Origin of the sequence: Luteithermobacter gelatinilyticus (assembly GCF_005849285.1) — a bacterium.
GTDB classification, from domain to species: Bacteria; Pseudomonadota; Alphaproteobacteria; order Sphingomonadales; family Emcibacteraceae; genus Luteithermobacter; species Luteithermobacter gelatinilyticus.
Window position 1 is genome coordinate 2,019,656 of the sequence record NZ_CP040517.1, and the last position, 26,851, is coordinate 2,046,506.

23 protein-coding genes, 2 pseudogenes and 1 CRISPR repeat array are annotated in these 26,851 nt (G+C 55.0%); of the genes and pseudogenes, 19 read left to right on the forward strand and 6 right to left on the reverse strand.

Annotated features, from left to right (window positions below):
* The first annotated feature begins 183 nt into the window (after nucleotides 1-183).
* The 15 genes and pseudogenes from FE788_RS09170 to FE788_RS14375 all read left to right on the forward strand — a co-directional run.
* On the forward strand, nucleotides 184-621 hold the full coding sequence (locus FE788_RS09170; protein WP_138380354.1) for an RrF2 family transcriptional regulator: 438 nt from the start codon (nucleotides 184-186) through the stop codon (nucleotides 619-621).
* 443 nt (nucleotides 622-1,064) lie between these two features.
* Entirely contained in the window at nucleotides 1,065-3,623 is a 2,559-nt protein-coding gene (cas10, locus tag FE788_RS09175; protein ID WP_138380355.1) for a type III-A CRISPR-associated protein Cas10/Csm1, read from the forward strand.
* 14 nt (nucleotides 3,624-3,637) lie between these two features.
* A complete protein-coding gene (gene csm2, locus FE788_RS09180) occupies nucleotides 3,638-4,027 on the forward strand; it encodes a type III-A CRISPR-associated protein Csm2 (protein ID WP_138380356.1) in 390 nt (129 codons plus the stop codon).
* A 17-nt stretch (nucleotides 4,028-4,044) separates the two neighbouring features.
* Entirely contained in the window at nucleotides 4,045-4,740 is a 696-nt protein-coding gene (csm3, locus tag FE788_RS09185; RefSeq protein ID WP_138380357.1) for a type III-A CRISPR-associated RAMP protein Csm3, read from the forward strand.
* Between the two features lie 17 nt (nucleotides 4,741-4,757).
* The gene (gene csm4, locus FE788_RS09190; RefSeq protein ID WP_138380358.1) at nucleotides 4,758-5,699 is read left to right on the forward strand and encodes a type III-A CRISPR-associated RAMP protein Csm4; all 942 of its coding nucleotides are present in this window, start codon (nucleotides 4,758-4,760) and stop codon (nucleotides 5,697-5,699) included.
* A complete protein-coding gene (gene csm5 / locus FE788_RS09195) occupies nucleotides 5,696-7,129 on the forward strand; it encodes a type III-A CRISPR-associated RAMP protein Csm5 (RefSeq protein ID WP_138380359.1) in 1,434 nt (477 codons plus the stop codon). The genes csm4 and csm5 overlap by 4 nt, the downstream gene beginning before the upstream one ends.
* Nucleotides 7,117-8,061, forward strand: a complete 945-nt coding sequence (cas6, locus tag FE788_RS09200; protein ID WP_138380360.1) for a CRISPR system precrRNA processing endoribonuclease RAMP protein Cas6 — start codon at nucleotides 7,117-7,119, stop codon at nucleotides 8,059-8,061. The genes csm5 and cas6 overlap by 13 nt, the downstream gene beginning before the upstream one ends.
* A 165-nt stretch (nucleotides 8,062-8,226) precedes the next feature.
* Nucleotides 8,227-8,508 (forward strand): CRISPR-associated endonuclease Cas2, encoded by a 282-nt coding sequence (locus tag FE788_RS09205; RefSeq protein ID WP_168190353.1) that lies wholly within the window; start codon nucleotides 8,227-8,229, stop codon nucleotides 8,506-8,508.
* Between the two features lie 26 nt (nucleotides 8,509-8,534).
* On the forward strand, nucleotides 8,535-9,503 hold the full coding sequence (gene cas1, locus FE788_RS09210; protein ID WP_138380362.1) for a CRISPR-associated endonuclease Cas1: 969 nt from the start codon (nucleotides 8,535-8,537) through the stop codon (nucleotides 9,501-9,503).
* Complete coding sequence (cas2, locus tag FE788_RS09215; protein ID WP_138380363.1) at nucleotides 9,475-9,915, forward strand: CRISPR-associated endonuclease Cas2; 441 nt, start codon at nucleotides 9,475-9,477, stop codon at nucleotides 9,913-9,915. Before cas1 ends, cas2 begins: the two co-directional genes overlap by 29 nt.
* A 148-nt stretch (nucleotides 9,916-10,063) precedes the next feature.
* A CRISPR array of direct repeats spans nucleotides 10,064-12,083; the repeat unit is 36 nt; unit sequence GTTTGAATAACGCCCCGTTCTTCAGGGGATTGAGAC.
* Nucleotides 12,084-12,188: 105 nt separating this feature from the next.
* A complete protein-coding gene (locus FE788_RS09220; RefSeq protein ID WP_138380364.1) occupies nucleotides 12,189-12,776 on the forward strand; it encodes an outer membrane beta-barrel protein in 588 nt (195 codons plus the stop codon).
* Between the two features lie 91 nt (nucleotides 12,777-12,867).
* Nucleotides 12,868-13,194, forward strand: coding sequence for a CRISPR-associated protein Csx16 (gene csx16, locus FE788_RS09225; protein ID WP_138380365.1), 327 nt, complete (start codon nucleotides 12,868-12,870; stop codon nucleotides 13,192-13,194).
* A complete protein-coding gene (locus FE788_RS09230; RefSeq protein ID WP_138380366.1) occupies nucleotides 13,191-14,342 on the forward strand; it encodes a Card1-like endonuclease domain-containing protein in 1,152 nt (383 codons plus the stop codon). The genes csx16 and FE788_RS09230 overlap by 4 nt, the downstream gene beginning before the upstream one ends.
* The gene (gene csm6, locus FE788_RS09235; RefSeq protein ID WP_138380367.1) at nucleotides 14,339-15,391 is read left to right on the forward strand and encodes a CRISPR-associated ring nuclease Csm6; all 1,053 of its coding nucleotides are present in this window, start codon (nucleotides 14,339-14,341) and stop codon (nucleotides 15,389-15,391) included. Before FE788_RS09230 ends, csm6 begins: the two co-directional genes overlap by 4 nt.
* Before the next feature lie 537 nt (nucleotides 15,392-15,928).
* Nucleotides 15,929-16,057: pseudogene (locus FE788_RS14375) on the forward strand (CRISPR-associated endonuclease Cas2); the annotation flags it as partial.
* A 304-nt stretch (nucleotides 16,058-16,361) separates the two neighbouring features.
* Here the strand turns inward: FE788_RS14375 and FE788_RS09245 are convergent.
* The 4 genes from FE788_RS09245 to FE788_RS09260 form a co-directional block, all read right to left on the reverse strand.
* Complete coding sequence (locus tag FE788_RS09245; protein ID WP_210413857.1) at nucleotides 16,362-17,030, reverse strand: GntR family transcriptional regulator; 669 nt, start codon at nucleotides 17,028-17,030, stop codon at nucleotides 16,362-16,364.
* A 45-nt stretch (nucleotides 17,031-17,075) separates the two neighbouring features.
* Nucleotides 17,076-18,518, reverse strand: a complete 1,443-nt coding sequence (locus FE788_RS09250) for an aldehyde dehydrogenase family protein (protein ID WP_138380368.1) — start codon at nucleotides 18,516-18,518, stop codon at nucleotides 17,076-17,078.
* A gap of 90 nt (nucleotides 18,519-18,608) precedes the next feature.
* On the reverse strand, nucleotides 18,609-19,610 hold the full coding sequence (locus tag FE788_RS09255; RefSeq protein ID WP_138380369.1) for a 4-hydroxyproline epimerase: 1,002 nt from the start codon (nucleotides 19,608-19,610) through the stop codon (nucleotides 18,609-18,611).
* 65 nt (nucleotides 19,611-19,675) lie between these two features.
* A complete protein-coding gene (locus FE788_RS09260) occupies nucleotides 19,676-20,584 on the reverse strand; it encodes a dihydrodipicolinate synthase family protein (protein ID WP_138380370.1) in 909 nt (302 codons plus the stop codon).
* Between the two features lie 256 nt (nucleotides 20,585-20,840).
* Between FE788_RS09260 and FE788_RS09265 the strand changes: the two genes are divergently transcribed.
* Together FE788_RS09265 and FE788_RS14265 are read left to right on the forward strand one after the other, a co-directional pair.
* A complete protein-coding gene (locus FE788_RS09265) occupies nucleotides 20,841-22,100 on the forward strand; it encodes an NAD(P)/FAD-dependent oxidoreductase (RefSeq protein ID WP_138380371.1) in 1,260 nt (419 codons plus the stop codon).
* 93 nt (nucleotides 22,101-22,193) lie between these two features.
* A pseudogene (locus tag FE788_RS14265) lies at nucleotides 22,194-22,718 on the forward strand (proline racemase family protein); the annotation flags it as partial.
* Between the two features lie 14 nt (nucleotides 22,719-22,732).
* On the opposite strand, the gene FE788_RS09275 reads toward FE788_RS14265, so the two are convergent.
* Nucleotides 22,733-23,487, reverse strand: a protein-coding gene (locus FE788_RS09275; protein ID WP_138378788.1) for an IS5 family transposase whose coding sequence is annotated in 2 segments (ribosomal slippage) — nucleotides 22,733-23,154 and nucleotides 23,154-23,487 — 756 coding nt in all. Because the reading frame shifts where the segments join, the coding sequence is not laid out codon by codon here.
* 73 nt (nucleotides 23,488-23,560) lie between these two features.
* Between FE788_RS09275 and FE788_RS09280 the strand changes: the two genes are divergently transcribed.
* Together FE788_RS09280 and lhpI are read left to right on the forward strand one after the other, a co-directional pair.
* Nucleotides 23,561-24,058, forward strand: a complete 498-nt coding sequence (locus FE788_RS09280; protein WP_168190354.1) for a proline racemase family protein — start codon at nucleotides 23,561-23,563, stop codon at nucleotides 24,056-24,058.
* A gap of 21 nt (nucleotides 24,059-24,079) precedes the next feature.
* Complete coding sequence (gene lhpI / locus FE788_RS09285) at nucleotides 24,080-25,057, forward strand: bifunctional Delta(1)-pyrroline-2-carboxylate/Delta(1)-piperideine-2-carboxylate reductase (RefSeq protein ID WP_138380374.1); 978 nt, start codon at nucleotides 24,080-24,082, stop codon at nucleotides 25,055-25,057.
* Here lhpI and FE788_RS09290 read toward each other — a convergent pair.
* A complete protein-coding gene (locus tag FE788_RS09290; RefSeq protein WP_138380375.1) occupies nucleotides 25,039-26,838 on the reverse strand; it encodes a DUF885 domain-containing protein in 1,800 nt (599 codons plus the stop codon). The genes lhpI and FE788_RS09290 overlap by 19 nt on opposite strands.
* Nucleotides 26,839-26,851: the final 13 nt, after the last annotated feature.

Genomic DNA, 26,851 nt, shown 5'->3' on the forward strand with positions numbered 1-26,851 from the left:
AAGCTGAATATAAGGCTAAATACAAAGGAGGGGCCCTTTTCCGGCGACAACGGAAAGGGTCCCTTTTCCATATACTCCCCTTGCGGCCTCCCCCTGGATGTCTGAAGAGCCTCGCGGGCAACTTGTCAGATAAAAATAAATAGCATATTATATACTTCTTATCGAATATTACAGGATTCCCGAATGCGTCTGACGTATCATACAGACTATGCCCTTCGGCTTCTCATGCTTCTGGCCGTTGAGCCTCACAGGCTTCATACGATTGAAGAAATCGCCCGCCGTTACAATATATCCCGCAACCATATGATGAAAGTGGCCCATACTCTGGCGGAAGCAGGGTTTATTACCCCGGTCCGGGGCCGGAACGGCGGCTTAAAACTGGCCTCTGTGCCTGAGAAAATTAATCTGGGTCAGGTTGTGCGCGCCACAGAAGATAATTTTCATCTGGTGGAATGTTTTGACATTAGCAAGAACAAATGTTTGATTTCAGCCGATTGCGGACTCCAGGCTCCGTTGAAACACGCCCTCCGGGCCTTTATTGAAACGCTGGACCAATACACGCTGCGTGATCTTGTCATTCATCCAGAATCCGATGACACGTTAAGGGCCCTGTTTACCTAAAGGCCCTGCTTACCTGAAGAAAAAAGCACAACCATCACACTTCCCCCGGACCCGCTCTAGTCTCGCTACCAGTCGCATCTTCCGACCTGGCAGGTGTCTTTTGTTTGCTGTTTGTGCATACCCAACAGTGAGTGGTTTGGTCTTGCTATGTCGGTCATGTCAAAATCGCTTATTATAAAATGTTAACTTCATCTTGCCTCAGTACAACTTTTGACTGAAAATGCATGGCTCAGCAGAAGACATAAAAGCATAAAATATACTGCCGCTATTCTTTTGTCTGTTTTCGGTAAACATCCTGTTTATGCATCTAAATATTATAATATTGAAAATTTTCAAAACAGTCTTATGCCAATATTGGCAGTATGGACAAAACCTACCGAATTAGGTATCCAATATTCTAAGTTGCACGATTGTGACGAATACACAAAATTGGGGATATCATTATGTATGGCCAAACCTGTCGCCTCGCCTTAAGCGCTCTGTTGCATGATCTGGGGAAAATCACACAACGGGCCAGGGTGTATGACCGGCACGAACGATTCGACGCTAGTAAAACCCTCTATTGTCCCTATCAGGACAAGGGCCAGTATCATTCCCATATTCACGCCGCCTGTACGGCCCTGTCTCTTGATGAGCTGGAAGAAAGTCTTCCGGATATCCTGAAGGGGGATACGAGCCCCTTTGCGTCCCGCACCGCCCCGGGAGAAGACATCACCGATTGCCTGGCCAACGCCGCCGCCATGCATCACCGGCCAGGAACCTTCCTGCAATGGTGCATTGCCGTGGCCGATCGAATTGCCTCCGGTTTTGAACGGGAAGAGTTCGATAAATACAATCAAAGTCGTGATCGGGAGGATTATATTACGGCGCAGTTGCGGACGATCTTCGCCATAGTGGGCAAGGAAGACGTCCAAAAGGAGGACACCAAAACGAAGGACGATTGGTTCTATCCCCTTCGCCCGCTCTCCCCCGCCTCCATTTTTCCCATAAACATAAAAAAGGCAGAGCGCAGCCGGGAAGACGCCGCTAAGGAATATGAACAATTATGGCGGGGTCTGCTACAGGATCTGAAGAAAATCCCCCCCTCCCATCGCCGAAACTGGCCCTTGTGGCTGGATCATTTTGACAGCCTGTGGCTGACCTATAGTCACGCCGTTCCCTCGGCCACGGCATTCAACATCAGGCCCGATGTCTCGCTTTATGATCATTCCAAGACCACGGCGGCGTTGGCGACGGCGCTGTGGCGCTATCATGAGGAAACGGGACAAACCACAGCGGAAGCCGTGAAGGAGGATTGGGAAAGCAAGAAATTTCTGCTGATCCAGGGCGATTTCTTCGGCATTCAGGATTTTATTTTCAATAGCGAAACCCACACCGACAGCAAGATCGTCAAGCTACTACGCGGTCGATCCTTTTTTGTCTCCCTGCTGTGCGAATGCGCGGCTCTCAATGTGCTGGACAGCCTGGATCTGCCGCCGACGTCGCAGATCATCAATGCGGCCGGAAAGTTTCTGATTGTCGCCCCTAATACAACGCGGACGAAAAATGTCCTGAACACATTGCAGGCGGAATTCGATCAATGGTTTCTGGATCATACGCTGGGGCTGGCCGGTATTGGGTTGGCCACCTGTAGCGCCTCGCCCCGGGATTTCACCGAAAAGAAATTTGATTCCCTTAAAAAGAGCCTGTTTGACGCCCTGGAAAAGGCCAAATTCCAGAGGTTCAGCCTATGCGCCGCGGATGCGCCCGCCCCTCTCCGCCAGGCGGAATATCCCATAGGCCCTTGCGCTTATGACAGCCGTCTGCCGGCCCAGGAGGTCGAAGACGGACAAAAGGTTAGCCGGCTTGCCCAGGATCAGATCCGGATCGGCGAGCTGCTGGCCAAGGAAAAATATTCCCGGCTCCTGATCTTTAACAGCTCTGACAAAATATGGGACAGCCCAGGAAAACTCAAAACAGAAATTTTCGGTTATACCATTGTCCTGACCCGAAATGAGGATGAAACCGGAAAATTCGGCCGGCTTGCCGAAAGCGGCGTCCTGCGCCGGGCCTTTGACATTTCCCTGCCGGATCCCGCTTCCGGTAACGTCTGGGATGGCTACAGCCGCCGCAACATCAACGCCTATGTCCCGCTGCACAAAAATGATCCAACGCAAGACGATCGTTACGACGACCTAGATAAAGCCGAACAGGGCGAGATCAAAACTTTTGAACATCTGTCCCGGGATGATCAAAATATGGATGAGAATGGAAAAATTTCGGGTATTTCCGGCCTCGGGGTGCTCAAGGGCGACATTGACAATCTGGGGCGAATGTTCCAGGAAAATACTAATAATTTCGCCAAATGGGCGTCACTCTCCCGACAGGTCAATAATTTCTTCGCCCTTTATCTTCCCTGGCTGTGTCAAAAGGAGCCGGCGTTCCAGAATATATACACCGTCTTCGCTGGCGGCGATGATTTCTACATGATTGGCCCCTGGTACAGCCTGCAGCGCTTCGCCGCGCGGATGCGCGACGATTTTCACCGATATGTGGCCGAAAATCCCTACATCCATTTTTCGGCCGGTTACGGCATTTACAAAGCCGGCACGCCGTTGCGGTTGCTGACCGCGGGCGCCGAAGAACAGCTGGAGAAAGCCAAAAAGAACAAGGAAAATAGAGAAAAAGACGCCTTTTCCATCTTTGACCAGACCGTCCCGTGGCAAGATTGGCCCCGGATCCGCGAAACGACCGAAACTGTCGCGGAACTGGCCGATACATATAATTTTTCCACGGCATATCTCTATGATCTGATCGAATTCACCCATATGGCCGAAACCATAAACGACCATCCCGAGAATGCCCGCTGGCGATCTCTGTTCCAGTACCGCACCCGGCGCATGGTCAGCAACAAGGAGCAGAGCCTCAACGATCTCGCCCAAAAAATCGGCGACCGCATCGACGAAACAGGCGGCAGATATCGCATCGCCCTGTTTAATCATGTTTACAGAAACCGCAAATAAAGGGGGAAAACCGCATGACACCTCAGATTGATATAAAGGATATTAAGCCGGAGCTGTTTCTCGACACAGCGAAAAGCTGGGCCCGGGAACTTCAACCCAAGGATAAAAACAAAGATAAAAACAAAACCTCCCAAATGCGGAAATTCTACAATGAAGTCTGCAGCCTTGAGGAACGCCTTGCCGCCTGCCAGGATAAGCAGGAAAAGGAACAGCTGTTCAGCAAGCTGCAGCCCGGCCTGTGCATGCTGGTGCCCAAGGCCGAATACGCCAAAACACGGAAACATGTCGATGAGAACTTTGTCAAAATGATCAGAACCTGCATCACGCAGGTGGACGGCCCGGACACCCTGGCCCATTTCAGAATGTTTTTCGAGGCCGTCATCGGCTATAGCAAAGAGAATTAACCGAGGGGGATACTTAAATGAAACTCAAAAATATCATCCGCATTACCGGAAAAATCGAATTAAAAACCGGCCTGCATATCGGTGGGGGAGATACTTCCATGCGCATCGGTGGCGCCGACAGCACCGTGGTCAAACATCCGGTCACCAAACAGCCCTATATCCCGGGTTCCAGCCTCAAGGGCAAAATCCGCAGCCTGCTGGAATGGCGCACCGGCGAGGTTCAGGAAGCCCCGCTGTCCTGGAAGGATTATGAAAACAGCCAAAACCCGCAGGTGCTCAACATTCTGAAACTGTTCGGCGTCAGCGGCGATGCAAGTGCGGACGTTGGAAAGGGCCTCGGCGGCCCCACCCGCGTCAGTTTCGCCGATTGTATGATGAATCAGGAGTTCGCCGAACGGGTGAAATTCGATTTTTGTGAAATCAAAAGCGAAAACAGCATCAACCGCATCTCGGGAACGGCGGCCAATCCCCGCTTCTTCGAGCGTGTACCCGCCGGCAGTCTGTTCGATTTCGAGGTCACCCTGCGCTGCTTCGATGGCGATGACGACGCAATGACCAATCTTTTGCTCGACGGCATGCGATTGCTGGAACTCGACAGCCTCGGTGCTAGCGGTTCGCGCGGCTATGGCAAGATCAAATTCACGGAACTTCGTCTCAATGATGAGGAAATCCAGGAAAAATTTGACGCCATCGCCCCCTTCAAAGCAGCCTGATCCCAAGGACCAGAACCATGAAATGGCACAGGATCATGATCCGCCCACAATCGGCCTTTGGCTCATCGCTCAAGGGCGATATGCTGTTTGGCCAGCTCTGCTGGGCTCTCCGGGAACGGTTCGGCGAGGGCCGCCTGAACAATCTGCTTGAAGGATATACGACAGGACGCCCCTTCGCCGTACTTTCTGATGCCTTTCCCACAGGCTTTCTGCCGCGCCCGACCCTGCCGCTCTCTTTCTGGGCTGAAACCGGTGCTGAGGACAGAAAAGCGGAAAAGGCCAAAAACTGGATAAGGGAAGAGCAATTAGCCTTCCCGATTAACCGGGCTAGGGCCGAAAAAGTGGAAATTTTTGAATCCCAGCCCGCCTTCCACAACAGCATCAATCGGGAAACCGCCACCACGATGGGGGCCAGTTTTGCCCCCTATCAAACGGAACAAAGTTGGCCGGCCAAAAGTCTTGATAGCCTGTCTCTTTTCCTGCTGCTAGAGGACGAACGGCTGGCGGCGGAAGAATTTAAACAGGCGTTTTGCGATATGGGACAGGTGGGCTTCGGCCGGGACGCTTCCATCGGCCTTGGCCGGTTTGAAGTGACTGCCATAGAAGAGGCCACACTGCCCGCCCCGGCGCAGCCCAATGCCGTCATGACACTGGCCCCCTGTGCGCCGCAAGGGGGAAACTGGCAGACAGAAAAATGTTATTATAAATCCTTTGTGCGCTTTGGTCGCCACGGTAACAGGGCCGCCCTGCTGGGCAACGCCTTTAAAAAGCCGGTTCTTCTGGCCGATACTGCCGCGGTTCTGACCCCCTCGGGCGAACAGATGCCCGCGCCCTTTGCCGGTCAAGGATTAGGGGGCAGGGATAATCCCCTGTCCGCCGTCATGCCCGAAACCGTGCACCAGGGTTATGCCCCCGTCCTGCCGATCCAACTGGAAAAAGAAGGAGGGGACCAATCATGACCTTTATGATCCCAATACCCTATCGGCTGACGCCGATTTCCCCCATCCATATCGGCTGTGGCGAAGAAGTAAACTGGGCCAGCACCCTGATCGACGGCCAAAACCTGCTGCTGATTGACCTGATGAAGGCCGAACTGCCGACTAATCTCGCCCGCAAGATTATCGATATATCGCTGAAAAGCACAAATGAGCGCGGCCTGTTGCAATTACAGCAATTGTTCCGGGACAATCAGGCGATTCTCAAAACCGCCGCCTATGACGCTATTCCGGTGCGTCCGAAGCTGTTGCAGGAATTCAAAAACAAGCTCGGCCGCAATGTTCAGAGAAACAACAAAAACGCCCCGATCATCAACAAGCTGGATATTGCCCGCACCGCCTATGCGTCGCTCACCCACAGCCCCTATATCCCGGGCTCCAGCCTCAAGGGCGCCCTGCGCACCGCCTGGCTCGCCGATAAGGCAAAAAGGCAGCACGTAAAGCCAGGTAACCAAGGCAATGAACTGGATGAGAAAAAAATCCTGGGCGGAAGTTTCGCCACCGACCCCTTCCGGCTGATCCACATTGAGGATGGTATGACAACGGCGGAAAACCTTACGGAAGCTGCCTGGGCCAGCAACTGTAACCGTGAATCAGGCAAAGAAAAAATCTCAAACCGGGTAGAGGTCATCCGCCCCTGTGCCTATGCGGCGTTTTCCGGCAGCCTCCGCCGGCGCGACCTGGGGGGGCGGCCCGCGAAAAACCATAACCGCGAGGCGCAACCCGTTAACGCCCCGCCGCTCAGGGACCTGGTCAATACCGTCAATAATTATCATTTGAAGCTGTTTGAGGAACAGGCAAGGCAATGGCAAAATCTGAAGCAGATTGACCGAACATGGGTGGAGAAGACACAGCGACTTCTGGAAGAAGTGAATCGGCAGAATTGCATGCTGGTGCGGCTCGGCAAATACGGCACGGCGGAAGGCAAGACCGTCAGCGATGACATGCTGCGTCAAGTCAAGGTCAAGGTTGGAAAAAAAGAATACAAAAAACAATCTCACGGCACCACCTTCTGGCTGGCGGGCGATTATCAGGCGCAAAGCGGATTTCTCCCTTTCGGCTGGGCGATCCTGGAAATCGGCGACTATCGGAGCAAGGTTCTTCAAGACTATTGCGAGACCCTTGGGAAGAAAGCCCCTGGAACGCCGTCCGCCATGCCGAAAGATCCCGTACCCAAAGATCCCCAAAAGGCGCTGCAATGGCTCAAGGCAAAGCTCGGTCCGGCCACGAGAAACAAGGAAGCCCAGGCCGATCTGGTCATACAGGTTATTTCCAGTGCCGGATCATGGCCAATTGATGACCGTTATGAGTTGAGCGATCTTCTGGCCGATTACAACTTTGGCAAGTTCCATCAGGACATCGACGATCTGCTGGAGGAGATATGCGAGGAATAACCGCACCCGAAATTCCCTTCTCCATCGCCAGCTACCGCATCACGGCGGAACTTCAGGAAGACTTCCGGCTGCCGGATTTTGCGGGCTCCCTGCTGCGCGGCGTCTATGGCCGGGCGCTCAGACGGATTTCCTGCATGACCGGGGAAAAGGAATGTCGCGACTGCCCGCTGCTCGCCACCTGTCCGTTTCCAGAACTGTTCGACCCGCCGGCGCCTGACCCCGCAGCCGGGCATGTCACGCCTGCCCCCTATGTGATCCGGCCTCCCCGGTGGGGCGCGCGACCCATCAAGGCCGGGGAGAGTCTGATCTTCGACATGCGGTTATTCGGCCGGGCGACCGGGCGGCTTCCCTTTGTCATTCAGGCGTGGCGACAAGCCTTGGGACGCGGCATCGGTCGTGGCGAGAACAGAGCGCGCGCCCTGATCGACCATGTGGATCATCTGGAAAGCGGCCAAACTATCTTTACTGCGGAAGAGGGACAGATCATAGCGCATGACGCCGCCCCACCCCATCTGCCGCCGGAGACAGTCGCCCGTGACGTCGCCCTCACCTTCCACACCCCGTTCCGCTCCCAGGTTCAGGGCAGACCCCTGTCCCCCGAAGCGCTCACCCCCCGACGCCTTATTGCCGACATTATCCGTCGGGCACGGCTTCTAAGCGTAGCGCAGAACGGCACACCCTGCGGCGTAGACTGGCCGGTGGAGCGGTGGCTGGAAGCAGCCGACAATATTACCCATGATAAGGATCTCACTTGGCAGGACTGGCGCCGTTATTCCAATCGACAACACAAGACCATGACTTTAGGGGGTGTCATGGGCGTGTGGCGCTGGCGACAGGTACCACCGGACCTTATCACCCTTTTGCATATGGGCGAAATCCTGCATGTGGGCAAACAGACCGTGTTTGGTTTCGGCAGGATGAGCTGCATTTAACCCTTTGCTCTTTGACATTGTGAATGGGGGCGATCTTTTTGCCAACACATTGCGACTGGAATGCCAATATTGGCAGGCTGGACGCGGCATGGCGTTCCTGCCAGACTTATTCATAAGCAAAAAAGCCAGAAACAGGACCAGAAACAGAAAAGGGGAGCACCATTCATGAGCCAGAGAGCTTTCTATCTCGTCGCCTATGATATCTCGCACCCGGCACGCCTGCGGCGGGTGGGCGCTGCGGTAAAAGCCTATCTGACCTGTGGTCAGAAATCGGTGCCCGAATGCTGGATGACGCCCGTCGAACGGGAGCTTCTGTTCCAACAACTGTCCGAACTGATCGCCCATGATCAGGACCGCATCCATGCATTCCGCTTGGATCCACGTCAGACGCCGCTCCTAATGGGAACAGCCCAGCGCATCACCGGCGCCCCCTTTATCATCTCCTGAGTACTTCTGAGAGGAAAAAGAAAACCATGAGCAGTCTTTATATCGACCGGCGCGGTATCACGATCAGGTTGGAAAGTGACGCCCTAGTTTTTCACGACTCTGGTGAGCGGATTGGCACCGTTCCGATCGCACCGCTGGAAAGAATTTATCTGCGCGGCAATGTCACCCTGTCCTCCAGTCTTCTGGGCCGGCTGGGTCGTAAGGGGGTAGGCATTGTGGTATTGTCCGGCCGCAAGGGAGACGCCTCCCTGCTCCTGCCTCGCCCGCATAATGACGCCCGCCTGCGCGTGATGCAGTATGAAACTACCCGTGATCCGGCACGCGCCCTGCCACTGGCCCAGGCCACGGTTCATGCAAAGCTCAAAGCCCAGGCAAATTTTTTGGAACAGGCCGCAGAGCAACGTCCGGCGAAACGTCATGCCCTGATCACTGCCGCCCAAACCCTCAAGGTGATGACCGGACATGCCTTCCGCAAATCCGATCTTGCTGCATTACGCGGCTTGGAAGGTGCTGCTGCCGCAACCTATTTTTCAGCTTACGCTCACCTAATACCGCCGAGCGCCAATTTCAGGGGCCGCAACCGCCGCCCGCCCCGGGATCCGGTTAATGCTTGTCTGTCACTGGCCTATACCCTTTTACATGCCGAGGCCACGCTGGCCGCCTATGGCCACGGATTTGATCCCTATATCGGTTTTCTGCACGATCTGGATTTTGGGCGGGAATCGCTCGCCTGCGATTTGGTGGAACCGTTACGGCCGGAAATGGATCGTTTTGTCTGGCGGATGTTTGCCGATCAAGCCCTCCGCGCGCGGGATTTCAGCACAGAAAAAGGCGGAGCTTGTCTTATGGGCAAGGCGGCAAGGGAAAGTTTTTACAACCATGTCGAACAACCGCTGGAGACGGTGCGCAAACGCCTGGAAGAAACACTGAAAACCCTGCGGCGCTATATTTTGGAGACAACGGACCATGACGACCCCGTATCTGATCGGCTATGATATCGCCCATCCCCGGCGTCTAGGCCGTCTCCATCGCCGTCTTAAAGGCTATGGTATCCCGATTCAGTATTCCTTGTTTCTATGCAGTCTCACGGAAACCCGGCTTGCAGAGTGCGTCGCCATGATTGAAGAGATCATCAATCCGCGCGAAGATGATGTCAGGCTGTATCCGCTGCCCACCAATTACTGGTCTTTCCGCTTGGGTCGGGCCGTGCTGCCCGACGGCATAGTTCATACCGATCTGCCTGCCAGCTGGCGTGGGGAAAAGGCCAAAAAGCCGCTGACCACAGATCCGGCCATGAACGCCGATTTTTCCCGCAAAAAACTGGTCCGCCGCCTGGATGCCACGACACGTAAACTGATTGCCACCACTCAGACCGGTCAGAAAAAAGGCCTTTATTACATTCCCTAAGTCTCCTAAAACACACTTTTTAAGAGCTCTGCACCAACACAATACACCCATACAGGACATATTCATGAGACAACTGAGGAATTTGAATTATTTCTGTCTATTCACCCCGGCAAGCATTTATTCTTGCAAATAAATTTCATATGGTGCAGTTTGAATAACGCCCCGTTCTTCAGGGGATTGAGACAGTCCCAGTTATACAACAATTCGCGAGCGGCGATGTTTGAATAACGCCCCGTTCTTCAGGGGATTGAGACTTATTTTCATTTGTCCCTCTTTGTCATTCAATTTAGTTTGAATAACGCCCCGTTCTTCAGGGGATTGAGACTGATCCCCGAGGCGCGGGTGCGGGATAATCCCGCGTTTGAATAACGCCCCGTTCTTCAGGGGATTGAGACCCCACTCTCCATTCGCCTTGCGCGCGCCGATCTTGTTTGAATAACGCCCCGTTCTTCAGGGGATTGAGACACCCCGTTTTTGTAAAGATTGCGGCCCTTTATCGTTTGAATAACGCCCCGTTCTTCAGGGGATTGAGACGATCCTGTACCTTATAGTACAGGATAGGGCCTTGCTCGTTTGAATAACGCCCCGTTCTTCAGGGGATTGAGACATGATATAGATCATGTATTGCTTTTGTGATCTTATCGTTTGAATAACGCCCCGTTCTTCAGGGGATTGAGACCCTGCGGCGCGGGCCAGACAGACTGCCACCAGCAGGTTTGAATAACGCCCCGTTCTTCAGGGGATTGAGACTTTGTGGATTGTCGGTATCGCGCTTCCCAGTCGAGTTTGAATAACGCCCCGTTCTTCAGGGGATTGAGACTCGAGGAGCTCTGCGGGGGATACACCATGATCCCGTTTGAATAACGCCCCGTTCTTCAGGGGATTGAGACGTCCCAGTTCCGCCACAATTTGCGAGCGGCGATAATGTTTGAATAACGCCCCGTTCTTCAGGGGATTGAGACTTGGCCTTTGTGGCCAAGGAAGCCAAAGTTTTTTGTGTTTGAATAACGCCCCGTTCTTCAGGGGATTGAGACTGATTTTAAAGGATGGATATATCGCATAACAAACGTTTGAATAACGCCCCGTTCTTCAGGGGATTGAGACAATGTGGAGCCGGGACAGGTCGTGTCCCAGCCAGGTTTGAATAACGCCCCGTTCTTCAGGGGATTGAGACCTGCCCACTCCTGTTTGTCGAGCAGCTCCCGCATCTCGTTTGAATAACGCCCCGTTCTTCAGGGGATTGAGACAGCTTCCTCGGCCCTGGCCTTGGCGGCCAGGTTTTGTTTGAATAACGCCCCGTTCTTCAGGGGATTGAGACTTGTGGCCAGTCCGCGACCATATCATCGGTCGCGGCGTTTGAATAACGCCCCGTTCTTCAGGGGATTGAGACCGGTGGCCCTTGTGGGTGTTTTGGTTAGTTTCATTGTTTGAATAACGCCCCGTTCTTCAGGGGATTGAGACTTTATTTTCTCAATTATTTTATCCATCTCTTCCTCGTTTGAATAACGCCCCGTTCTTCAGGGGATTGAGACGCGACATCAAATAATGTCGCGGCCCGGCACCAGGGTTTGAATAACGCCCCGTTCTTCAGGGGATTGAGACAGAAGGGAGGTTTCAATCTCCTCCCCGAGCTCCGTTTGAATAACGCCCCGTTCTTCAGGGGATTGAGACGGTATGCCAGCCCCCGTCTTCCTGGAGCTCGAGGTGTTTGAATAACGCCCCGTTCTTCAGGGGATTGAGACACCACTAAGTGGCCCCTATTCATCACATCCATTCATGTTTGAATAACGCCCCGTTCTTCAGGGGATTGAGACTTATCCTCAGTCGCAAGGATTTTATCCTTGCGAGTTTGAATAACGCCCCGTTCTTCAGGGGATTGAGACTCGGTGTCTGCGATTAATTCTAGAAGTTCCGGCTCTGTTTGAATAACGCCCCGTTCTTCAGGGGATTGAGACATCATCGGTCGCGGCCATGAGCCGCTCAATCTCGGGTTTGAATAACGCCCCGTTCTTCAGGGGATTGAGACGCGGGTGCGGGGGGCGATACCCCCCACAAGATTAAGTTTGAATAACGCCCCGTTCTTCAGGGGATTGAGACCAGCTGTAGCGATCCATCAGCTCCCGGCCTGTGACGTTTGAATAACGCCCCGTTCTTCAGGGGATTTCAGTAAAAATTCCTGCGTCAGGGCTATGCCAATATTGGCATGACTTTTTTATTCTTCTGAATGCAGTAGATCTTCCTCACCAACAACATTCAACAAGAGGACTATCAAAATGAGGAAACGTTTTATTGCAACCACACTGATCTCAACCACGCTTTTTGCCGCCGTGCCGGGGGGTAACGTTGCCCAGGCAGAGGACAAAAACCCCTTTGCCGGCGCCTATGTGGGGGCGGAACTGGGGTATGAAAGTTATTCCTTTGACGATTTCGAGGAATTCAACAGTGGCGGCCTGTCCTATGGTGGTCTGTTGGGATACCGGGCCGCTGTGTCGCCTCATATGCTGTTAGGAATCGAAGGTTTCCTTGGCGGCGATACGGCGAAAGAGGAAGTTTATCTGGGTGGTATCGGTACGATCGAGGTCACATCCGGCACAACCTGGGCCATCAACGGCCTGGTCGGTTTTACCCGCAACAATGCCCTATTCTTCGCGACGCTGGGCTATGGCGAGGTTGACGCCAGGGCCTCAGTGCCGGCAGTCTCCGAGGCCGCACTCAGCGAAGCTTCTGGCGGCATCCGAGCCGGACTGGGCATGGAATTCAAGATCAGCGACCGAATGGGCCTGCGCCTCAGCGGTCACTGGCAGGATTTTGACGGCGCCTATGCGCTGGGCACTTCCGCCGGTCTGATCTTTCAGTTCTAAGTCAATCCTTATTGGGCTGTCAGTTTCGGCCGGCAGCCTTTTATCAATCTTTTTAATTGATCCTTTGAAAAGAGGAGGTTAAGGTTTCATCATGACAAAAAAGGGGGGTCATAAAATCTGGTTCATCAGCCGCCACCCCGGGGCCTGGGAATGGTTTCAGGCGGTCGGCAATCAACATGAATGGACGGTCACGCATCGGGTCGAACATCTTGATCCGCAGGACGTGTCCGAAGGCGATGTCGTGCTGGGCACGCTGCCGTTGCATCTGGCGGCGGCGGTGTGTGAACGCGGCGCGGAATACTGGCATTTGAGTCTCGATCTCGCGGTGCATCAGCGCGGTCAGGAACTCACCTATCAGGATATGGTTCGCTCGGATGGACGACTGGAACGTTATGACGTTAGAAAGGTAAAATCATGACAACGATGATCTGTATGGTATCCGGCCAGCCTATGCCCAATTTGCGCCCGGCGCTGTGCCAAAATGAGGATTTCAAGGTGCGCCAGGTCGTGCTACTGGTGACGGAAAAAATGACGAAGCAGGCTGCCAGCCTCACTGCGGTTCTGGAGCGTAACCAACGCGCCTGCGTCTATCATGAGGTGCCGGATGCTTATGACCTGCCCGCGCTTATCGCCCAGTTCCGCAAGATTCTGGACGATATTAACGGCAACGGCATCGCCAACCTGACCGGGGGCACCAAGATGATGTCACTGGCCCTGCGCGATGCGGTCCGGGGGCGGGACAATTGGCGTACACTCTATGTTCGTGAAGACACCCATCAGGGGCAGTGGCTGGACGGCACGACGGACCAGCCTTTCCCGATCGAAGCGCAGATGAGCTTGAAGGACCTTCTCGACGCTCATGGCTTTGATCATAAAGCCCCCGGCAGTTTTCATCCCACCCGCGCGCAACGGGATTTCGCCGACTGGCTGCTCCGAACATATTACCGAAACCGGAATGTGATCGACCTGCTGAATAAAGTAAGTTATGATGCAAGCGATAAAAAGAAAAACATCAGGAAATACTTTTCCGAAATAGACAACGGTAAATTTGACAAGGCCAACGTCCTGCCGTGCATGCAGCCGATCCTGGAGCGGGCGCAGCAGGTTGGACTCTTGGAGCTCCATGAGGATCATATCTTTTATCCCTCAAAAAACCACCGCAAGTTCATCTGCGGGGTCTGGCTGGAATGCGCGGTGGAAAACGCTGTCAAACGTCTGGAAAAACAACATCCGGGACTAATAGATGACATCCGCGCCGGAATACAGTTTAATCAGCACAGGGGGGAAGCCGACGTTCTGGTCAGTCGTCCGACGGGGCTCGCCGTCATCGAATGCAAGACAGGTTCCTATGGGAAGGAAGATGGTCAAATCAAGGCCGGCGATGTGATCAAGCAAACCATGGAACAGAAAAAATATGGCGGCCTGACCACCACCAACATTCTGGTTAGCCTGAATCCGCTGGGCAATGATCATGCCTATAAGAAAGCGGGACGCAACCATATCCGGATCATCGAGGGGGATATGCTGGGCGACCTCGAACATCATTTGTACAAGTGCCTGCAATGACCCGGCCGGCAGTAACCGTTCTGGCCCTGTGTGGGCTGACCCCCCAAGTGATCACCGAAACCCTGTGGGCACTGCTGCGGGATGGAATCACCATTGGCCGGCTGCATATCGTGACCACTTCGCGGGGTAAGGAACTGTTCGATGCCAAGCTGGCCGGACCGGACGGTGCGTTGACCCGATTGTGGCGCGATCTGAACCACGACGCACCGCTGCCCCCCCACGAATTCCATCTGATCCGGCAACAAGGCAACACCCCCATTGAGGATATGGTTTCCGGAGATGATCATCTCGCGGCCACGGAACTGATCGGCCAACTGGTGCACCGTATGACCAGGCCGGAGTGCCCGCCACTTCATGCCTCCGCTGCTGGGGGGCGCAAGACCATGAGCATCATGCTGTCGCTGGCCATGAGCCTCTATGCCCGGCCGGAAGACCGATTGAGTCATGTGCTGGTCTCCCCAGATTACGAACGGGATCCCGACTTTCTGTACCCACCACCGGGGGACCAGCCGCCAGGGTCGTTCCTGGAATTGATTGACGTGCCGTTCCCCCGGCTCACCCCTCTGTTAAAAGACATAGCGGTGCCTCCTTCCATGGCAGAACTGATCGACAGCCTGGACCGGCGCCTGGAGTCCTTGGACATAGTGCATCTGGATCTCACCCAGCGACAGTTATTGATTCGGGATCAGTCGGTATGTCTGCCGCCGATATTGCTAGCAGTGTATCTCTTGTTTGTGCGCCATCGTCAAAAGGACGAAAGCGGTATTGAACCGCGTTATCTGGACATTGATCTGATGGCAACCTGTTACCGGGACGCCGGTGCTGCTCCCAATGATGTTGCAAATCTCGTCAAAAGACTGTCCGGTGATAACGTTCACGCCTGGTTTCTGGAACAAATTTCTCGCCTGCGGCGACTGATGACCGACCAGCTAGGACCGATCCTGGCGCAGGAGGCCGGCATTGAATCCCTGGGTAAACGCCCCCGGACCCGCTACCGGCTGCGCCTTCCGGCCTGGCGGGTGCTAATTACACCTGATGTTCCTACATAAAAGTTCTGCTCTCAGGTCCTTTTCAGGGCGAACCGGGCCCACATCTTACTCACTCTGCATGGATTTTATTTACAACTTATTATATACTCTCCACACCCTCTATAGGGATTTATGCCAACGGGGGATTTATGTATCGTCTGCACCACGCCAGACGGGCAGACGCAAGGGAGGGGGGAAATGTTTTACGCACATTCAACAGAAGACAAAAGCCGGCGCGACTGGCACCGGCTCCGCGATCATTTGACGGCGACCGGCGACATCGCCGCCCAATTCGCCGCCACATTCGGGGCCGCCCGCGCCGCCCGCCTGAAAAGGACGCTGGAGCCGCTTGACCCCGTCTGGCGGGAAGAGATCAGTCCGTACGGCGCTGGCCTCATGCCGTCTTTTAAGTGGAACCGGGACGAGAAAACATCCGCCCTCCAGTTAGGCCTTCTCGGACGGATGATTTTTTTCTGCCTGATCGATGCCGATTATCGCGATACGGAATCTTTTTATGGCCAGGTCAGGGGGGAGGCGAAAGACCGGGACTGGCCGGCGCTCGACGCCATCATCGACCCCGATCAAGACAGCCTGCGCTATTATCATCTGGACAAAAACTGGCGGCGCCGGGTGGAGCATGTGGGGGCCAAGCCCGCCGTCGATCTGGGCGGTACGCTGATCGTCTGACGGGGAAAGGAACCCATCTCTTTCCGGACCCGGAACCCCGGGTAAGGGGCCGTGCGAACCCCAAGCGTGCCCCAGAATCCCGGCTCGTTCGCACCGGCTCCAGCTCTTTGATATTGTGCATAAAAATCCGTTTTCTGATAAATTCCGTCTCCCGCGGCACGGTCAGCCCCTGCGGTTCGCACCAGAAAACTACTTTTCTTTTTTCCCTCAATAGGTTAGAAAAAAAGAGTCGCCCCTCCTGCAGGGGCGTGGCTTGAAACCGCGATATAGCAATATTTTCAGACAAGAGGCGTGATCAAGGCCTTCAGGAGTTGTTCTGGCCCAATTCGGCCTTGACCTGCTCAAAGGCGTTTTCGATATGCCGGCGCAACAGATTGGCAGCGGCCTCCACCTTTCCTTTTCTGCCAAGCTCCAGAAGCGCAGCATGTTCTTCATGGGCCCGCTCAGGGGCACCTTCCTTCAGCAACTGCTGGCGGATATAACGGTCCGTGTTGCCATGCAGCGTTTGTAGGGTCTTGATGGTATAGGGCCGTTTTGCGGCCTTGTAAAACTGGTAATGATATTCCCAGTTCAGGCGAGTCCAATGGTCAATATTGTCCAGACTGACCACCACCTTATCAAATTTGGCCAATGCAATTTCCGCTTCGTCAAAATCCTCCGGCCGCATATGAGGCAGGGATTTTTTCAACAGATCACATTCTATCAGAATCCGCAGGTCAAATAATTCGGTCGCCTCTTCCAGGGACAACCGGCGAACCACCCCCCCTTTATGCGGGATAATCTCAATCAGCCCCTCGGATTCAAGTTTGACAAGCGCCTCTCGGACGGGAATACGGCTGGTCCCCATTTCCCCGGCCAAAAGGTCCTGGCGCAGCTGGAAACCAGCCTTGTATTCTCCGGAAATAATGCGCTTTTTCAGCTCCTCAAAAACGCTATCGACAATCGTATTTCGACGAAAAGGCAATGTAGACAATGCTTAACCTGCTCTATGTATTTGTAAAATTCTCCTCACTTTACCCTATTCGCCGGCCCAAACATAGCTTGTTTTTACGATGGTATAAAATTCACGGGCATAGGCTCCCTGTTCGCGAGGGCCATAGCTTGATCCCTTCCGGCCGCCAAACGGTACGTGGTAATCCACCCCCGCCGTAGGCAGATTCACCATCACCATACCCGCCTGGGATTTCCGTTTAAAATCACGGGCATATTTCAACGATGTTGTGCATATGCCGGACGACAGACCGAATTCCGTATCATTGGCAACCGTGAGCGCCTCATCATAATCGGCAGCCCTGATTACGCTGGCCACCGGACCGAACACCTCTTCCCGGTTGATCCGCATATCCGGTGTGGTGTCCGTAATCAGGGCCGGCTGCATATAATATCCTCTTTTCTCAAGGTCGAGACGCTGGCCGCCACAAACAAGGGTCCCGCCTTCCCTGATGGCGCTTTCCACATATTCCAGATTCGATTGCAATTGTTTTTCGTCTATAACCGGGCCAATCTGGGTGGTCGCGTCACGCGCATCCCCCACCTTGAGCGCCGCCGTGGCCGCGGTCAGTTTTTCCACAAAAGCTTCATAAATGCCCTCGGTCACGATCAGCCGGCTGGAAGCCGTACAGCGTTGGCCAGTGGAATAAAATGCTCCCTGAAGGGCACAATTCACCGCCACATCCAGATCGGCATCATCCAGCACCACAAGCGGGTTCTTGCCGCCCATTTCAAGCTGGACCCTGGCGCCGCGGGCTGCCGCCGTGGCGCGGATCCGATGGCCGATCGCAACCGAACCGGTAAAGCTGATACCATCCACCTGTTCCGAAGACACCAGGGTCTCCCCCACCACCCGGCCAGGCCCCATCACCAGGTTCACCACTCCCCGGGGCAGACCGGACCGGGAAATAATTTCCACCAGCGACCAGGCCGATGCCGGCACCAGTTCCGCCGGTTTGAATATCACAGTATTGCCATAAGCAAGGGCCGGGGCAATTTTCCAGGCCGGAATGGCAATCGGAAAATTCCACGGCGTGATCATGCCAATCACGCCCACCGGCTCACGGGTGATTTCCACATCCACACCCGGGCGTACAGAGGCGCCGGTCTCCCCGCTCAGGCGCAAGGCTTCCCCGGCGAAAAACTTAAAAATCTGACCAGCGCGCAGAACCTCGCCCTTGCCTTCGGGCAGGGTTTTGCCTTCTTCCCGGCTCAACAACTCGCCCAGTTCATCGGCCCGGGCAAAAATCTCAGTGGCTATAAAATCAAGGATGTTGAACCGTTCCTGCGGGGTGGAATGAGCCCAGCTTTCCGCCGCCGCCCGGGCCGCGGCAATGGCTTCCCGGGTTGCCACCTCGTCCGCCGAAGCATACTCACCAATCACATCAGAAATATCAGACGGATTGATATTGGGGATATACCGATCCGCCGGAATCCATTCGCCATTGATGAAATTGTTAAATTTTGTCATGTCGTCTCCTTGATCTTCTTAAACTTTCCGGGATCTTCTTAAACCTTCCAGGCAGCATTACGCGGCCGCACCCCTTTGGGATCAAAGCCGTTATTTGACCTGAAAACCATAAGCATAGGGGTCGCGGGGATCCACAAAAATACGGTTCAGTCCCGTCACCCGGGCCCAGCCTTTGATGCTGGGCAAAATACCATCATACCCGCCAATTCTGGCGGTATTTTCCACCCGTCCCACAAAGCGGCTGCCGATAATGCTTTCATGGATAAATTCCTCTCCTACAGCCAATTTGCCTTTTGCAACCCATTGCGCCATGCGGGCGCTGGTCCCAGTGCCGCAAGGCGAGCGGTCAATGGCTTTATCACCATAAAACACCGCATTGCGGGCATGAGAGGTGTTGTCCTTTACCGGCCCGGTCCAAAGAATGTGGGATACGCCGCGAATGGTGTCGTCTTCGGGATGCACAGGCGTGATTTTCTTATTCAGCAGATCCCGCATCACCGGCGAATAGCGCAATACGTTTTCGGCTGTGAAGTCATCCTGTCCGTCATAATTTTTCTGCGGATCCAGAATGGCGTAAAAATTGCCGCCATAGGAAATGTCAAACACCAGTTCGCCGAAACCCGGACAGTCGATCGCAACCTCCGTATGGGCCAGATAGCTTGGCACATTGTAAATTCGCACCCAGTCAATAAACGCGCCGTTCTGTCCATATTCTATGCTGATCTGCCCGGCCGGCACATCAAGCACCAATTCCCCCGGGTTTTGCGGCGTGACAAGCCCCCGTTCGAGAGCGGCGGTCACAGTGCCAATGGTGCCGTGACCGCACATGGGCAGACAGCCGCTGGTTTCAATGAACAGGACAGCCATATCGCTGTCCTTATTCACGGGCGGATAAAGGATGGACCCCGACATCATGTCATGGCCGCGCGGCTCGAACATCAGGCTCAATCTGATCCAGTCATGATGTTTCAGGAAATCCTGACGTTTTTCGCTCATGGTAATGCCCCTGAGGTCCGGCCCCCCGTTCGTCACCACACGAACGGGGTTGCCGCAGGTATGGGCATCAATGCAGTCAAAAATATGAGTTTTCATCAATATTTCCCAAAATCACTCACCGTTCGGGTCCTTCACCATTCAGATTTTACACCATTCAGATTTTACAGGCCGTATTTGGACAAGTCCGGACGGGTGGCCAAGGCCTTTTCGGTGATTTCGATCACTCTGCGGCGGTCTTCCCCGGTCAGGGTCAGGCGCGGTGCCCGCACCATTTCGGACCCCCGTCCGCAAATCTGTTCACACAGTTTGATACACTGCACCAGTGTGGGAATAGTATCAAGATGCAACAATGGCATGAACCAGCGATAAATTTCCAGGGCCTCGGCATATCTGCCTTGGCTCGCAAGGGTGTAAATCGCCACGGATTCATGGGGAAAGGCACTGGTCAAACCGGAAATCCAGCCGGCCGTACCCAGCATCAGGCTCTCCAGTGCAATATCATCAACGCCGCAAAAGACGGTGAAACGGTCGCCAAAGGCATTATACAGATCGGTGATCCGGCGGGTATCCTCGGTGGATTCCTTAATCGCCACAATGTTTTTCACCTCTGCCAACTCCTGCATCATATCCAGCGTGACATCAATGCCATAGGTCACCGGGTTGTTATATACCATGACCGGCAGGCCGGTGGCACCGGCCACCGTTCGATAATGGGTGAGCACTTCCCGGCGGGTCGCCTTATAGGCCATCGCCGGCAATACCATCAGCCCATCCAAACCAATCCGTTCAGCCGCCTGGACATAGTTAACCGCATTCGCCGTCGTAAATTCCGATACCCCGGTGAGCACAGGCACCCGCCCGCCACCCACTTCCCGGGCGGCTTCCAGCACCTTGATTTTTTCTTCGGGCAACAGGGAATTATTTTCCCCACAGGTGCCCAGCACAATCAACCCATGCACCCCGTCCCGGATCAGGTTGTCATAGACTCTCTGGGTCCCATCAATATCCAGAGACCCGTCATTCTTGAATTGCGTTGTTGCTGCGGGAAAAACCCCTTTCCAGTCAATCATGGCATCACCTTATTTCACTTCACAAATTATCACTGTCGCGGCCATTCTTCCCTGGCGAAAAAACGGGGCGTCCGCCCCCTGTGCTCCACCCCGGAAGAATGCCTGTTGAATGTTTGGATATTTTATCGTATATTTTATACAATTTGTCAAAAGAACAATTGAAAATATTTTTATTTGTTAAATAACAATTAGTTAGAGTGAATTTCGTCAATCTTATCACCATTCACCCCGGAAGAGTTTTCTGAGAAATAACGTTATGCAAGAGAAAAAACAAAAAGAGGACTGCGTTGTCATCGGCGCCGGAATCATTGGGACCGTTCTCGCCTACGAATTGCGCCGTGAAGGCCGATCCGTCACGCTTATGGACAAGGCGGATCCCGGGATGGGCTGTTCTTACGGCAATGCCGGGCATTTCGCCACAGAACAGGTTTTTCCCATGCCCAATCCGGCTCTGCTGACGCAAATCCCAGGCATGCTGCTACGCCGCGACAGCCCGCTTATCCTCAAGCCCTCCCATCTCATGGTGTTCTTTCCCTGGGCCGCGAAATTCCTGTGGCACTGCCGCCCGGCGACGTTCGAGGCCGGCACGGCAGCTCTGAAACGGCTCAACCGAACGGCGCTGGAAGACTGGAAAGCTCTGCTCAAGGAAACGGGACTGGAAAAATATCTGGTCCACAGGGGCACATTGGAAGTATTCAAGACCGCCAGGGGCCGGGCGCACGGCGCGGCCGCCCTGGAGTCCTTCCAGCAGCACGGCGTGCCGGTCCGGCTTCTTTCCGGCGCAGAGGCGCGCGACAGGGTGCCCGCCCTCACGCCAGATCAACACGGCGCACTCTATTTCCCCGATACCGCCCATTGTCTCGACCCCTATGGCCTCACTCAGGCGCTGTATGAGAAATTCCGTAACCTTGGTGGCCACTTTCTTCAGGCGGAAGTGCGCGCAATCGAAAAGGCCTCGCCGGAGGAGGCCTGCCTCATCACACCCGAGGGAGACCTTGCGGCGCGCCACGTTTTTCTCTGCGCCGGGCTCAACAGCCGGCCGCTGGCCGCCACCTTGGGGTACGCCGTGCCCTTGACGGCGGAAAGAGGGTATCACCTGATGCTGCCCCGACCGGCTCTCAAGCTAGATTACCCCCTGACCTATCATGAGCGAAAATTCGTCATCACCCCGATGACGAACGGCATCCGACTCGCCGGAACAGTGGAATTTGCCCGGGAAAGCGATCCGCCGACCCTGGGCCGAGCCCGGATGTTAAACCGCTTCGCCCGGGAGATTTTGCCGAACCTCGACGCACAAGACGCCACGGAGTGGGTGGGATGCCGCCCCACCCTGCCCGATTACCTGCCGGTCATTGACCGCCGGGATAATATCTTTTTTGCCTTTGGCCATAGTCATCTGGGCCTGACCCAGGCAGCCACCACCGCAAAACTCGTAACCGACATGCTGCTTGACGATTCTGCTGCTGCCCCGGTCGGGGAACATGAACATAACCCGTTCCGTATCACCCGGTTTTGACATTCCGCGACGTGTTGAGCCAGGATATTGAACCAGGGTAGTGAAAATGAGTATATTTTGATGATGATCCCGAACAATCTGAACATCCTCGACATGCATGCGGCAGGTGAACCCGTGCGCATCATCCTGCCCGGGCAACTCCCCCTGAAAGGCATGACCATTCTGGAAAAACGCCAGGATATGAAACGGCGGTTTGATCCCTTACGGACCGCACTGATGCAGGAACCCCGGGGCCATGCGGATATGTATGGCGCCGTGCTCACCGAGCCCTGCGACCCGCGCGCGGATATCGGGGTGCTGTTCATGCATCATTCCGGCTATAGCACCATGTGCGGCCATGCCACCATCGCGCTTGGGCGGTATCTCTATGACGACCATCTCAAGGGCCATCCTGATTCTCCCCGTAGAACATTTCGCATCGAATGTCCCTGCGGCCCGGTGGAGATCCGCTTGACCGAGGACGACACGGGCGAACTCGCCTGCGCATTCGACAGCGTGGACTGTTTTGTCGAGGGCATGGGCGAGATTGCCGAGGTTGAGGGCCTCGGGCAGGTGACCTATGACATCGCTTATGGCGGCGCTTATTACGCCATTCTGCCGTCCTCCGCCCTAGGGCTAGGCCGAATCGACATTCATCGCATCCATATGATTGATGCGGCGAGGAGGGTGAAGGCGAGGAAGTTGCAGGCTTTTCGATCATATCGGGTTGCGAAGCGGCGGAAATGTTTGAGTTTGTTGAAGGCTCGCTCGATGGCGTTTCGCGCCTTATAGATGGTTTTATCGTAGGGGATCTCGATTTTTCTGGTCCGGTTTGACGGGATCACCGCCTCTGCCCCCATATCCCTGATGATCTGGCGCAGGGCATTGCTGTCATAGGCTTTATCGGCCAGTACATGGCTGGCGCTCAACCCGTCAAGCAAGGCGGGAGCCTGTGTGATGTCGCCCCGCTGTCCCGGTGTCAGGATGAACCGGAGGGGGCGCCCAAGGGCATCGCTCGCCATATGAACTTTGGTGGTCAGTCCTCCTCGGGAACGCCCCAGAGCCTGATTTTGGTCCCCCCTTTTCCGGTCGCTGCCTGCTGATGGGCGCGGACCAGTGTGGCATCCAGCATCACATAATCATTGTCGGGATCCTCCACCAGGTCATTGAAAATCCGGTCCCAGACCCCGCGCTTCGCCCAGCGCGTGAAGCGCTTGTGGACAGTTTTCCACTTGCCGTAGCGGGGCGGCAGATCGTGCCAGTGGGCCCCCGAGCGCAGCACCCACAGCACCCCGTTGACAAATTGCCGGTTATCGACCGCGGTACGGCCGGGATCACCCGCCTTGCCGGGCAAGAGCGGCGCGATCCGGTTCCATTGTGTGGTCGTCAGTTCATAGCGCTTCGACATCAAAAGGGCTCCAACATTAAAGGTGAAACCCTATGAATCACATAAAACACATCTTGTGAAGTATGAATGTCGATTGAACCTAGACTTTTACGCCACGGACGTGACCCGCCTCGCCGATGCCGCCCGCAAAATTATCAAACATCTGCGCAAGACCCGGCCGATTGCCCATCCCATGGCAAAAGATCTGTCCTTTCTTTATGGCACCATCCTTACCGATGATATCGGGCCGCAAGACAATGCCATAAGTCATAATCTCTGCCTGTTCGGAGCGGGACAAATCGATCGCAGCCCGACCGGCAGCGGCGTCAGCGCTCGCATGGCGCTCTATCATCACAAGGGTCTGCTGCGGGAAGGGCAAACACTTGCCTTTGCCGGCCCTTCCGGTATTCCCTTTTACGCCCGCCTTTGTCGTGAGACGCCGCAAGGTGTATCCGTCACCGTGTCAGGCAGCGGCCATTATCTGTCCCGGAGCGAGATTCGTTTTGACACCCGCGACCCCCTGGGTCAGGGTTTCACATTGCCCCAACAGTTCGCCGCCCTCAAACATGTGGATCAAACCGAGACGCCATAACCCCCTATCGAGAGATTCCCCATGAGTTTCCCCATGAATTTCCCCATGTCTTTTTCCCGACCTCCTTTTGTGACCGCCGCCGAAATCGCCGAGGCGTTGCCCTATGACCGTCTGGTGCCGGAATTGGAAAAGGCCTTTGCCATAAAAACCCATATTCCCGAGCGCGCCCATTATCAGATGGGGACGGACTGGGGACGGGACGCCCAGATGCTGATCATGCCCGCCTGGCGCGCAGACGGGTTTTTCGGCGTCAAGCTGATCTCCCTTTACCCGGACAACCCCAAGGCGGGCCTGCCGAACATTACCGGCGTCTATTGTCTTTTTGACGGCGACAGCGGCCAGCTGCTCGCCATGATGGACGCAGGCGAGATCACCCGGCGGCGCACCGCCGCCGCATCCGTTCTTGCAGCCCGTTATCTGGCCCCTGAAAATGCCCGAACTCTGCTGATTATTGGCACTGGCGCCCTGGCCCGGCCCTTTATCGAAGCCTATAGCAGCTGGTTCGATCTGGACAACATTCTGATCTGGGGGCGCTCGGAAGAGAAAGCGCAAAAAGTCGTTTCCGACCTACAGGATCGGGTCAAGGGACTGTCCATGGTCAAGGATCTTGAAAAAGCCGCAGCCCGGGCACAGATCATTACGACGCTGACCACTTCCAGGTCGCCACTATTACACGGGGACTGGGTTCCTAAGGGCACGCATCTTGATCTGGTGGGCAGCTACCGCCCGGATATGCGCGAAGTGGATGACAGGGCGATCCTGAAATCAACCCTGTTTACGGACATCATGGACGGCGCGCCCCGGGAAGCAGGGGATCTGGTGATTCCTCTTAAGGAAAAGCTGATTAGCCTGCAGGACATCCAGGCCGACCTGCACGCCCTGGTCACCAAACAGCATCCCGGCCGGACCTCCCCGGAGGAAATCACCCTGTTCAAGGCCGCCGGCGCTGCGCTGGAAGACCTTGCCGCCGCCGTCCTCGTTCATCGCTCCCGGCAATAGACCTTATCCGGAGTCTCGCCGCCATCGGCAATGAATTCCTTCATCCGCGCTTCCAATACCGGCAACGGCACAGCACCCAGAGCGAGAATGGCATCGTGAAATTTGCGCTGGTCGAATTTTGCCCCCAGGGCAGCCTCGGCCTCGCGGCGATGACGGCGAATTTGCAATTCGCCAAGTTTATAGGCAAGGGCCTGCCCCGGCCAGGAGATATAGCGGTCCACCTCGGTGGTGATTTCATGCTCGGACATGGCCAGATTGTCCTTCATATAGGTCAGGGCCTGCTCACGGCTCCAGCCATAATGGTGAAGACCGGTGTCCACCACGAGCCTGACCGCCCGCCACATTTCATAGGTCAGCCGCCCGAATTCCTCATAGGGTGTCTGATAGATGCCCATAAGAGTGCCCAGCCATTCGGTATACAGCCCCCACCCTTCCCCATAACCGGAAAAATACACTTCCTTGCGAAACTCCGGCCGTTCGGGGGCCTCCAGGGCCAACGCCGCCTGAAAACTGTGGCCGGGAGTGCATTCATGGAGGACAAGAGCCGGCAAGGTATAAAGCGGCCTTGCCGGCAGGTTATAGGTATTGAACATGCAGTTTTCCAGGCCGCCGCGTCCCCCCGTATAGATGGGCGCCAGATCCTTTGGTACGGGAATGAGTCCATGCCGGAAACGCGGCAGGAAACCGATTACATCCTTCAGTTTCCCATCTGCCTGTTTGACGATATAGGCCGCCCGGCCCAAAAGCTCCTCCGGTGTTTTCGCATAGAATTGCGGATCATTGCGCAGATACACCATGAATTCTGATAAGGTGCCTTCGAACCCTGTTTTTTTCATGGTTGCCTGCATTTCCGACTTGATGCGGGCCACTTCCTTAAGACCGATCTGGTGAATTTCTTCCGGCTCCATCTTCAACGTCGTGAATTTTTCGATCATGGCCCGGTAATAAGCCGCCCCATCAGGAAGCGCCGAGGCGCCGACGGTCATGCGCGCCTGGGGCAGATATTCATTACGCAGCATGGTCAACAGCCTGCTATAGGCGCCAACTGCATGATCCCGGATCGCGTCCCGCGCCGCCGCTTGCAGCGCCGTGCGCTGCGAAGCCGGGATGGTCGGCGGCATTTTTGTAAAAGGTTCAAACAGGGGATTGCCATCATCGGCCCGCAGATAGGGCTCAATCGTCTTGTCGCGCCCAGTTACTGCGACCCTGGGAACAGTGAACCCCCGCGCCAGCCCAGCCCGCATATTGGCGATCTGTTCGTCGAAATACCGCGGAATGTCTTTGAGGCGCCCGATATAGTTTTGATATTCCTGAACGGTGCGAAAGCCGCCCCGTGGGGTAAGCGCGGTCCAGAAAAAACTGTCTGAATTGAAAGGCGCTTCATAGGTTTTATAGCGAATGTCGGTGACGAAACCTTCCAGGATTGTACGAAAGATTTGGGCATTGACCTTTTCCGCATCCGACAGTTCGTTATGGGGGATGGCGTCAAGTTCATTTAATACGGCCGTCCAATACTCAAGGCGTTTCTGCTGGGTGGCGGCATCGACTTTCGGCAAATGATCCGAAGCAACATAGTTGCCCTCCTCGTCCAATTCCCGCGCCTCCTGAACCATGCGCCACGCCCATTCGGCTTCATACAGGGCGCGCAACCGCGCCTCCGCCCAAGTGATTGCTTCCTCAGGCGCCGAGCTTTTCCCCTTATTGGGCTGGGCACTGAGTTGACCAGGCAGAATTGTGCAGAACAGCGTCAGAATTAACGCCAACAATGAGCTTGCTCTCATCGGTCTCCCCTTG